The sequence below is a fragment of the Synechococcales cyanobacterium T60_A2020_003 genome, from assembly GCA_015272205.1.
Taxonomy (GTDB): domain Bacteria; phylum Cyanobacteriota; class Cyanobacteriia; order RECH01; family RECH01; genus JACYMB01.
On record JACYMB010000183.1, the window covers coordinates 1 to 10,632 of the forward strand.

Annotated in this window: 10 protein-coding genes; 5 read left to right on the forward strand and 5 right to left on the reverse strand. The window is 51.9% G+C overall.

Features of this window, described 5'->3' with window-relative positions:
• Together IGR76_09470 and IGR76_09475 are read left to right on the forward strand one after the other, a co-directional pair.
• Positions 1-1,477, forward strand: a 1,477-nt coding sequence (locus tag IGR76_09470) for a serine hydrolase (protein ID MBF2078731.1), incomplete at its 5' end; no start/stop codon positions are given.
• Between the two features lie 205 nt (positions 1,478-1,682).
• Entirely contained in the window at positions 1,683-1,979 is a 297-nt protein-coding gene (locus IGR76_09475; GenBank protein ID MBF2078732.1) for a DUF2288 family protein, read from the forward strand.
• Here the strand turns inward: IGR76_09475 and IGR76_09480 are convergent.
• Positions 1,936-2,877 (reverse strand): alpha/beta fold hydrolase, encoded by a 942-nt coding sequence (locus IGR76_09480; GenBank protein MBF2078733.1) that lies wholly within the window; start codon positions 2,875-2,877, stop codon positions 1,936-1,938. The two genes, IGR76_09475 and IGR76_09480, sit on opposite strands and share 44 nt — an antisense overlap.
• Before the next feature lie 182 nt (positions 2,878-3,059).
• On the opposite strand from IGR76_09480, the gene IGR76_09485 reads away from it, so the two are divergent.
• A complete protein-coding gene (locus IGR76_09485; GenBank protein ID MBF2078734.1) occupies positions 3,060-3,275 on the forward strand; it encodes a DUF2839 domain-containing protein in 216 nt (71 codons plus the stop codon).
• Between the two features lie 784 nt (positions 3,276-4,059).
• A complete protein-coding gene (locus tag IGR76_09490; GenBank protein MBF2078735.1) occupies positions 4,060-4,407 on the forward strand; it encodes a DUF1815 family protein in 348 nt (115 codons plus the stop codon).
• 73 nt (positions 4,408-4,480) lie between these two features.
• On the opposite strand, the gene glcD is transcribed toward IGR76_09490, so the two are convergent.
• The 4 genes from glcD to IGR76_09510 all read right to left on the reverse strand — a co-directional run bounded on the left by glcD (position 4,481) and on the right by IGR76_09510 (position 9,800).
• Positions 4,481-5,968: a glycolate oxidase subunit GlcD gene (gene glcD, locus IGR76_09495; GenBank protein ID MBF2078736.1), complete on the reverse strand. Its 1,488-nt coding sequence runs from the start codon at positions 5,966-5,968 to the stop codon at positions 4,481-4,483.
• 83 nt (positions 5,969-6,051) lie between these two features.
• The gene (locus tag IGR76_09500) at positions 6,052-7,854 is read right to left on the reverse strand and encodes a sodium-coupled transporter (GenBank protein MBF2078737.1); all 1,803 of its coding nucleotides are present in this window, start codon (positions 7,852-7,854) and stop codon (positions 6,052-6,054) included.
• 414 nt (positions 7,855-8,268) lie between these two features.
• On the reverse strand, positions 8,269-9,228 hold the full coding sequence (locus tag IGR76_09505; protein ID MBF2078738.1) for an apocytochrome f: 960 nt from the start codon (positions 9,226-9,228) through the stop codon (positions 8,269-8,271).
• Between the two features lie 29 nt (positions 9,229-9,257).
• A complete protein-coding gene (locus IGR76_09510) occupies positions 9,258-9,800 on the reverse strand; it encodes a cytochrome b6-f complex iron-sulfur subunit (protein MBF2078739.1) in 543 nt (180 codons plus the stop codon).
• Between the two features lie 296 nt (positions 9,801-10,096).
• Between IGR76_09510 and IGR76_09515 the strand changes: the two genes are divergently transcribed.
• Positions 10,097-10,405, forward strand: coding sequence for a DUF3067 family protein (locus IGR76_09515; GenBank protein ID MBF2078740.1), 309 nt, complete (start codon positions 10,097-10,099; stop codon positions 10,403-10,405).
• The last annotated feature ends 227 nt before the right edge of the window (positions 10,406-10,632 follow it).

The following is a 10,632-nucleotide window of genomic DNA, read 5'->3' on the forward strand; positions in this document are numbered from 1 at the left end:
ACCATTGCGGCTTGTCCCCCGTTCTGCGAGTCGTCGCCCTGAGCCTGCATCGGAAATCCCCAAAGTGCGGCGATCGCCATCTTCTGCATTTACCCACCGTCTAGGCAGCATGGGCGTGGTGGCAGACCCAACCGCAGCCCCTCGACGTCCGGTTTCAGAGGCTCCCCGTTTGCCCCCTCCAGGAGCATCGTCCAAGGCCCCATCGACTCCCCAAACTCGTTCGCGCCGGGATGGACCTGCGCCGATAAATCCATCTGCTTCGACAAAGCCATCTCGATCCACCCCAAATGCTCTATCAGAGGCCCAAGCTCGCCGCAAACCTCGGAAAAATTCTCCCTTGCTTTATGCGGTACGAACTCTAATTTTAGTGGTGGGCGTCGGGGCGATCGCCGGAACGCTGCTGTCCACAATCAATCCCAGTGGACAAGTGGCCGATGCCAGTCAACAATCCGCTAGTACCCCATCCAGCGAAGTTGCCTCAGCCGACTCGTCCGCAACGGGGTTGGGCTTGGCCAATCTGTGGAGTACGTATAACGGACGGGAGCTTTCGCAGTTAAAGCAAGATATTCTCGCCATGAGTGATATCTACTCTGGTCTGACGCCCGGAGTGTTCATGCTGGATCTAGATACGGGCAACACCATCGATATCAATGGCGATGTTTCCTTTGCCGCGGCCAGCATGATCAAAGTTCCGGTGTTGGTGGCCTTTTTCCAAGAGGTGGATGCAGGACGAATCCAGTTGGATGAAATGCTGACGATGGAAGAGGCAGATGTGGCTTCTGGATCGGGCAATATGCAGTTTAGTGGCGTTGGCACCCAATACACGGCGCTAGAGACGGCAACGCTGATGATCATCATCAGTGACAACACCGCGACCAATATGCTGATTCGGCGGATGGGAGGCATTGAAGCCGTCAACGAACGGTTCCGATCTTGGGGGCTGCAAACGACAGTCATCCGCAACGTGCTTCCTGATTTGGAAGGTACGAACACCACCACGCCCAAAGAATTGGCGGGGCTAATGACGATGGTGAGCAATGGCGATCTGCTCTCTATTCGATCGCGCGATCGCATGTTGGATATCATGCGCCGCACCCACACCGCCACCCTGATTCCCACAGGAGTGGGCGATCCCGACGCGACGATTGCCCATAAAACAGGGGATATTGGCGAGTTAGTGGGCGATGTTGGCTTAGTCGATATGCCCAATGGCAAGCGCTACGCGATCACCACCCTGATGAAGCGCTCCTTCAACGACGATCGCGCCCAAGAGTGGATTCGCCAAATCAATAGCATGATCTATCAAGAGCTGCTGAAGAATCCCACTCCAGACCTCTTTGACACTCCAATCTCACCGTCTGAAAGCGTTGATAGCGAAGGTCTTACCGAAACGGACGTGGAAGATAGCACCCTGGATGAATCGGAATCTGGAACCCAGACTGAGCCGGATGTCGATGAGACTGGCAATTCACGGTAATGCCCCTTAGGTTGTACGGCACAGGTCCTCTAGTCGCTCTGCAACAGATACTGGTTTTTGAAGCTAGGCGAGTTTCCAGGCGATCGCTCCGTCGCCTGACAGACGTAGGAAGGTTTGGTAAGCTCGTAAGAGTCTTGCTAGCTTTGGCGATCGCCTATTCGCTCAGCAGACCCCACGGCGTCCGAATTGGAGAGGAAGAGTAGCGATGGAACCCTTAAGAGAGCAGCTATCGGAAAGTGTTGATCAGGCCGAGTGGGACTGGCTGGCTCCCCATGCAGGACGCGACGCGCTAGTGGTGGTAGATACCGCGTTGGATCTCGTCGATGTGGGTATGGCGATCGCCAACGATGACACCCCCACCGTCCAACACTGGATTGCAGAGCAGCTCATCTACAAGCCCTCCGTCGAACAGTTGAATCTCTGGGAGCGCGATCGCAGCTATCGCTTTAATGCCCTCATCATTCAGCCCTACGTGTTGATGCAAGATTCTGTGACTGCTTGAGAATCCAATCCTGCAAAATTGGGTTCACTTGGTCGGGAACCTCATCCTGGGGGCAATGTCCGGCTCCTTCCAGGGGAATGAACGCCTCGACCGCAGCAAAATCCGCAAACGATCGCCCCAGTTCAATCGGCTCCCACGGGTCTTCCGTCCCCCATAGCACCAGTGCCGGACAGGGCAACAGGGGCAACAAATCTTCGGGCAGTGGCCCTTGGGAATAGCGGGTAAAGGCAAGAAACACGTCCGCTGCCCCTGGATCGGCTGCCGGAGTAAGGAGCATGGTGATTAACTCATCGGTGACGGCTTCGGGATGATGATAGGCCTGGGTCAAGACCTTCCGCACCGTTTTGGGTGTGGCAATCAGCTTAAAAAAGCTCCGCCCAAACCAAGACACTCCCAGCAGTTGCTGCATGGCCGATGCACCCACTTGGCGATACCAGGGAAGTTGCGATCGCCGCCGCTCGTGGAGTAGTCGCAGCGAACAGTTGAGCATCGCAACGCCTTCAAACTGATCGGGTGCATCCACCGCCGCCTGCATCGCCACAATACAGCCAATGGAGTTGCCGACTAAAATAGCGGGCGTTTTCACCACCTCTCGGCAGAAGTCGATAATCTGCTGTCCCCAGGTTTCAAACGAATAACCAAAGGGTTCACCCGGTTTTGGCTTCGCCGATGCCCCAAATCCCAGTAAATCCAGAGCAAACACACGGCAATGTTGCGCCAACTCTGGAATGGTCTTCCGCCAATGCCCCCACGATGCCCCAAACCCATGTATCAGAATCACCGCTGGCCCCGACTCTCCTTGGGCTTGGTAGGCGATCGCCAAATCATGCCAGTGCCAAATCTGCGGGGGGATCGTGGCACTCATCGGGGGAAGGGAGCGGTTTGAAACAGAGGTCATGGAGCTTGCAACAGGGAATAACGATACGGTGCTTCTATTGTGACAAAATCTTAACGATTCGCGCAGACATGATAAGGGCGATCGCCCATTCACAAGTTTATTGCGCGTGGGCATTTAGGACGGGAAACCAAAGCGCTATTATCGGAACAGTCAAGCCATACAAAGATATAGAGATACACGCTATGGGTGATTCAAAACGCCGCAAGGAAAACCTCGGAGACAAGTACGGACAGGAAGAAAATATTTATCCCTGGCTACCGATCAAGAAAAGTCAGGCCGAGCAATTTGTGCAGCTCAGTACAAAGGGCGCTTGGATCGGAATTGGCCTGCTAGTGTTGTATTGGATTACGGCTCGGTTCATTGGGCCAAGCCTAGGCTGGTGGCAAATTACGCCTTAACGGTTGTTGAACCATCCTCCCGCGCCCCACGCCGAAGGAGGTACCAAGACAGCGATCGATTTACCCTTAGCATGTGGTATCCAGGTGCTCGGAAGGCAGGACACAACCCAAGAGGAAGAAGTTCACGCAGAATCCTCCTCTTGAGTTCCAATATCGGAACAGCGTTCTCTACCGTCACGCTTCTTGACCGAGGGGGGCGATATCAAATCCGATTCATCAATGTGAGGCGTTGACGCTGGCTCCACATTCGGCTTCCCTATTCCCCGCCCTTAGCTACCCTCAATCTCTTGGTAGAGGGTCATAGATCCGCACTTCTAAACAGTGGTCATTCTTAAAAAGTCATTATTTTTTGAAAAAGTTTGATGACTTTTCTGAGGACACAAAGCGGCGATCGCAACGATTCATCAGCGTTTGGAGTAGCATTACCTTTAGTTTCCTTACACTGCTGAGTGTTAAGAACACTGGGCAGATCGCCGAAGGCGTACTAGGCTGTAGGGAGTTACGTCATATAGCGGATGACTTTTGGCCGCTTCTTTAATGCCAACAAGGGGCAGAGTTACGAAACTCAAACGTCAAGTGTTGTTGTAGATACTGCTTCTAGCCTGAGTCTTGATTACCCTAAGGTTTTAGGCAAGGAATTCAGAAAATCAATGGATTCCATAGACGCAATACCATAAATACTTTTGCTCCGTCTGGCAGAATGAATGCGGCGTTCAGAAATGACTGAAATCTTAAAAAAACATTAAAATCGATTAAAATGGAGTGTGGTATTTGGAGGTAGAGCGTGTTTATTAGACTTGCGGAACAGCACCGCCACTTTGTACGAGACCTGGTTATGAACCTTCAGGCTTTGGCCATTGTGTTAGAGCAGCGAGGGTACCTAGCATCGTGTTACACCTGCGGTGGTCAGATGAATAGCGCGTCCTTCATGGTGAGCTTGGGCGACAACCACCTCATTCGCTTTCTGGTCTCGGACTACGGAATTACCTGGACCGAAATGCGCGATGACCGAGAACTGATGAAGCTCGAAGGCGCAGAAGCTATCAGCCAGCTTCAAGATTTAGCTAACCTAGTGAAGTATCAAATTCAGCCCTCTGAGCGGAATACAGCGGCGATCGCCCGCGCATCCTGAGGAATGGTCAGAGCATCCGCAGATGCCCTGATATCCCTGATATATCTCGTTTCACAGACGGGGTTGTAATGAGCTAGAAGCGTTCAACATCTGGGAATGATTGGCTTGCTGCTGCCCTTGCCGCTTCTCCACAAGTCTTCGGTGTGGGGAAAAGCTTTTCGGGGTTGGCTAATCCTTTAGGATTCAGGGCTTGGCGCACCCATTGCATGGTGTCCAAATCTGTTTCAGAAAACATATTGGGCATGTAGCATCGCTTATCGGCTCCAATACCATGCTCACCAGAGATGCTGCCGCCCACCTGCACACAAAGCTTGAGAATTTCGCCCCCCAAGGTCTCAACTTCTTCCAACTGACCGGGTACAGCATTGTTATACAAAATCAGCGGATGTAGGTTGCCGTCCCCTGCATGGAAGACGTTCGCTACGCGATAGCCATATTTTTGACCGAGTGACTCAATTTCGCGCAGCACGTAGGGGAGTTGGGTTCTCGGAATCACACCATCTTGCACGTAGTAGTCGGGGCTAATTTTGCCCATTGCCGCAAAGGCTGCTTTCCGGCCTTTCCAAAGGCGCAGTCGCTCTGCAGGATCGGTGGCGATGGTGACATTGCGTGCCCCGTTTTGTTTGCAGATCTCGATGACGCGATCGCTGTTCGCTTCAACTTCGACGCTAAGGCCATCCAACTCGATGAGCAGAATGGCGATCGCATCACGGGGATAGCACTTGGTTTCGACCACATCCTCCACGGCATTGATGCTGAAGTTGTCCATCATCTCCATGCCTGCCGGAATGATTCCCGCACTGATGATGTCAGATACCGCAGCCCCGGCAGCTTCTACGCTGGTGAAGTCGGCGAGAAGAACGTGGATCGCGTCGGGAGCTTTCAAAATCCGCAGCGTAATCTCGGTGGCGATCCCCAAGGTTCCTTCCGACCCCACAAAGATACCCGTGAGATCATACCCCGGCATTTCGGGAACGTGACCTCCCACATCAACCACATCTCCGGTAGGCAGTACCAACTTCAAGCCCAGCACATGGTTGGTCGTTACGCCATATTTGAGACAGTGGACACCGCCCGAATTTTCGGCAACGTTGCCCCCAACTGAGCAGACGGTTTGACTGGAGGGATCGGGCGCGTAGTAGAATCCAGCCCCCGTTACGGCCTGCGTGACCCAGTTGTTAATCACACCGGGCTGAACCGTTACCTGCTGATTGTCGAGATCGATATTTAAAATGCGGTTCATGCGGGCAAGGGCAATCAGCACGCAGTTTTCAATGGGTAACGCTCCGCCCGATAGTCCGGTGCCTGCTCCCCTGGCAATGAAGGGAACGTTGTGGCGATCGCAAATTTTGACCAACGCGGCTACCTGTTCCGTGGTGCGAGGCAGGACAACGACTGCAGGTCGCTGGCGATAGCTCGTCAACCCATCACATTCATAAACCAAAAGCTCTTCGCGACGTCGAATCACGCCCGAAGAGCCTAAAACTGCTTCAAATTCTCGGATGATTGGATCCCACGGGATCGAGGACGCAGAGCTTGGGGAGCGATGAGATACAGTCATTGTCGTCTTATGAGTACTGCTTTGATTGTACGGCGATCGCCCCTCCGAATCCACGACTCCTTCGGGCTTCCCTATGGAACTATCTATTTCAACCCATAAAAGACAACGATCAGAATTGGCGTCACAATTGCCATCAGGAGATTCAGGGGGCCACCGACCCTCACAAAATCCAAAAACTTGTACCCCCCTGGGCCATACACCATCGTATTGGTTTGATAGCCAATTGGGGTCATGAAGCTGTTCGATGCGGCAAAGGTCACGGCAAACATGAACGCTAGCGGGTTCAAACTCAATGCCTTAGCCACTTCAACCGCGACAGGCAGCATCAAGACCACCGCTGCATTGTTTGAAATGGTTTCCGTCAGTAACGACGTTGCCGCGAAGAAAAACAGCAGAATCCAGTATCCCGATAAATTGCCTCCCGTGGATACCAGCACATCCGCCAACCATTTCGTCGCGCCAGACTCATCCATCGCAATGCCGAGGGGGATCAAGCCTGCGAGTAGGAAAATGACGTCCCAGCGTACTGCGCCATATACTTCTCCAGGCTTTAAACATCCGGTCAAAATCATTAGTACAACCCCGGCCAGCGCACTCACCATGATCGGCGTAATATTGAAAGCCGCCAGCACAATCACGCTGAAGATAATGGCTAAGGCAATCCAGGCTTTATCTTGGCGCAAACTTTCGATATCCCGTTCTTCCAAAACCAGCAGTTCCCGCGTAGTTTGCAAGCCTAAGAAACTTTCCTTGGGGCCTTGCACCAACAGCAAGTCTCCAAACTTGAGGGGAACTTTACCCAGGCGCTCGCGCAAGACATCCGAGCCTCGACGAATGGCAATAACGGTCGCGTTGTACCGCTGCCGGAATCGGAGTTCTTTCAAGGTTGATCCGGCTAAACGGGAGTTCGACAAAATCAAAACTTCCCCCATGCGCTCTTCTCCGGAGGCCAGATCGGACACTTCCTCGTCAAACTTCACGGCGGGCAAAATGTCCAGCCCTTGCTCGTCTCGAATCCGCAGCAGATCATCACGGGTGCTTCGTACCAGCAAAATATCTCCGGCTGCCAGCACCTTGTCCGCAAGCGGTTGGGGAAAATGGACGTTGTCCCGAATCAGTTCAAGCACGTCGAAATCAAACTTGCGCTGCAATTCCGTGGATCGCAGGGTCTGACCAATCAAACTGGAACGGGGGCTAATTACCACTTCGCTCACGTATTCCCGCATGTCGTATCCTTCCGCTAGGAGATCCCCATCAGCAGGGCGTCGGGACGGCAACACACGAGGAGCAATAAAAATGAGGTAGAGCATCCCAACCGTAAACGTGGTTAGTCCGAGTGCCGTGAATTGAAAGAGTCCAAATTCACCGTAGCCCAGTTGGGCAGCAAGACCGCTGGCAAGGACGTTCGTAGAGGTGCCAATGAGCGTAATCATCCCGCCCAGAATCGTGGCGTAGGAGAGGGGAATCAGTAGCTTAGACGGTGATATTCGCTGTTTCCGACACCATTCCTCGATAATGGGTAAGAAAACCGCTACAACAGCCGTGTTATTGATAAACGCTGTAATAGGCCCCACGATTAGTCCCATTACTAAAATCTGCTGCTGAATATTTTTACCACCCCACTGCAGAAATAAATCCCGAACCCTGAGCACGACGCCAGTTCGAGAAATCCCTGCACTGAGAATAAACATGGCCATGACGGTGACAGTGGCCGAGTTGCCAAAGCCAGACACGCCTTGTTCAGGAGTAACTAAGCCCAAGAGCATCAACACAACGGCAATCACGATAGCCGTAATATCCGCCGGAAGCCATTCCGCTACGAAACAAACGAGTGCCAGGACAATGACAATCAGCGTTAAGGCAATGGGGTTTATTAGGGTAGTCATAGAATTTGGGGATAATCGTCGCGTGTTGGACGACGGACGTACAAATTGAACAGGTTAGGGAACCTTGTAATCCGGATACTGTCAGGAAAGCCTACGAGTGCAGATTTAGCAGGATGGGGCGATCGCCGCCTAATGCCACAAGGAAATCGCTAATTTTTCTGCAGCATATATGAAATGCAATTCAAATACAAATGGATTAACAATGACTTCCTCGTCGTTTGAGTTTTACGTAAGTTTCAATTATCTATGAATTTTGCTTCAACGCAAGCGTGCGACTCCTCCTTTAAGACTTGGACAGGAAAAAACGTTCCATTAGCCATAAAGAAAAGGACGCCCCCCAAGGAACGCCCCTTTAAATCCGACCTCAAGGGTCGTAAGCTCATCAGTATGCAGTTAGCGAAGGTAAGGTAGAGCCTAGAAAGTCATCTCAGCCGCTTGTACCTTCTCGACTTGCTTCTTCTTCAGAACCAGCATGATTTGGGTAATCATGACAGCCCCCAGGAACGCGAGGAGTCCCTTAATGCGGTTAGGATTCTGAAGCACAATCTCCGCATCCTTCTGACCAAAGCCACCTACGTTCGGATCAGAGGTCAACGCGGAACCCGCAGTAACGGCATCCCCTTCGGATACGATTAGCGCAGGCCCTGCTGGAATTTTGTCCACAACAGTATCGCCAGCTTCAGACTGAATTGTCACTTCATAACCACTCTCTACGGATGCAATATTGGTGATCGTACCTGCCGCAGAAGCGTTGTAGACCGCATTGTTGCTCTTTTCACCCGTTGGGTAAACTTGGCCTCGGCCTCGGTTGCCACCGACGTGAACAGAGTATTTACCAAACGAAATCGCCTTATTCGTGCCGGGATCAGGAGAAAGAACCGGGAAAACGATTTCCTGGTACTGATCGCCCGGTAGAGGCCCAACAATAATAATGTTGTCCTGGGTATCGCTGTAGTTTTGGAAGATGTAGCTCGGGCCAACTTCTTCCTTCATGTCCTCAGGGATACGGTCTTCAGGGGCAAGCTTGAAGCCTTCGGGCAACATCAACACAGCACCCACATTCAGAGGCCCCTTCTCACCCGTGCTGACAACCTGCTGCACGTTTGTGTCATAGGGAATTTTGACCACTGCTTTGAAGACCGTGTCCGGAAGAACGGACTGAGGAACTTCAATTTCAGTTGGCTTTGCGCCCAAGTGACAGTTTGCACAGACGATGCGTCCCGTCGGTTCGCGGGGCGTTTCGTAGTTCTGCTGTGCCCAGAAGGGATAAGCTGCTGCGGGAGCAGGTGCAGCTAGCAATGTCATTAAAGATGTGGCAACCAACGCCACTAGAAAAATGCCGAAGCGCGGCACGGACCAAACCTTTGTTTTCATCGTTATAGTACGCTCTCTACAATCGCTGCCTAAGACCACCACGGATCTTCGCCTGTGCGGAAATCGGTTTCCGTCCAAGGCGAGAAGGTTACTTTGCCGTCGTCGCTAACGTCTGCATGAACCAATGCTAAGGACAAGGGGGCAGGGCCGCGCACAACTTTTCCTTCGGAGTTGTATTGAGAACCGTGACAGGGGCAAATAAACTTGTTTTCACCGCTATTCCAGGGAACAACGCAACCCAAGTGGGTACACACAGCGTTCAATCCATAGGAGGCAATTTGATCGGAGCCTTCTACGATGATGTAGGTGGGATCGCCCTTTAGACCTTGAGCCAGAACGCGATCGCCCGTACTGTGGCTCGACAGAAAGTCCGCCAAGACAACGTCGTTGCCCAGGGCATCCTTTGCGGTTACACCACCACCAGCACCGCCACTGGAAGGAGGAATGAAGTATTTAACAACGGGATAAAGAGCACCTAAGGCAGTTCCAGAAGCTGCGCCTAGGAGCAAAAAGTTCATGAATTGACGACGTCCAAGATCGGGTACGTCTGGGGTTCCAGAGAGTTGAGCCATAGGTTGATTCTGAATTGCGTGTTCAGCGTCAGATAGTCGCAGGTATTTCCGCGCTTGATCGTATAACCTTTTTGTCAAACTGTTAATTCAGATAAAGCAGCACCTAACTATCGATTACGCTAAAAAACGTAGCGATCGCCCTCGAATACAATCCGAAAGCAAGGCGCAAGCTGCTTTATGACCAAGGTTTACACTTTATATTTAATATTATTGCATCACTTAGAACACAAACACAGGCTGTCTCGTGAAGCCGCGCTATTATAAAGAAATATTAAGCAGTCCCGTGGTGTTAATTTATGACCGGACACGATCTGCGCCAACTAATATTGCAAAAGTGGGGACGTGCGTACGACGTTCAGCTTCGGAAGGTGCAGGACAAGATTTATCTTCAGGTGATGTGGCGATACCTAGGACAGGCGTCGTTTCCCAAGACGAATGCTGATTACGAGACCCACCTAGATGCTGTGGCCTCCTATATTAATGCGTGGGATCAGCAAGCGTACGTGCAGCGATTTATTGCAGAAACGCGCGATCGCCCTCGATTAGGAAAAGCCGTCAATATTCCGATTGAATTAGGCGATCGCGCTTCGGAATGGATTCTATAAATTCTTGATGAGGATGGAATCTCCCAACCGTGAAGCGGAATGAAGGGCAGGACTCCCTACCAGAGTTGGGCACCTCGTTGCTTCGCATTCCGTCTGATCGATCAGTAAGACCTCTGATATTACCGTTGAGCCATCCGCAAAGTCGCGTAACCCCACTGACGATCCGAAAATAAATGAACTACCCCGCCGCAAGCGGACGGGGTATCAGAATCAAAAAAGAGCAAGTT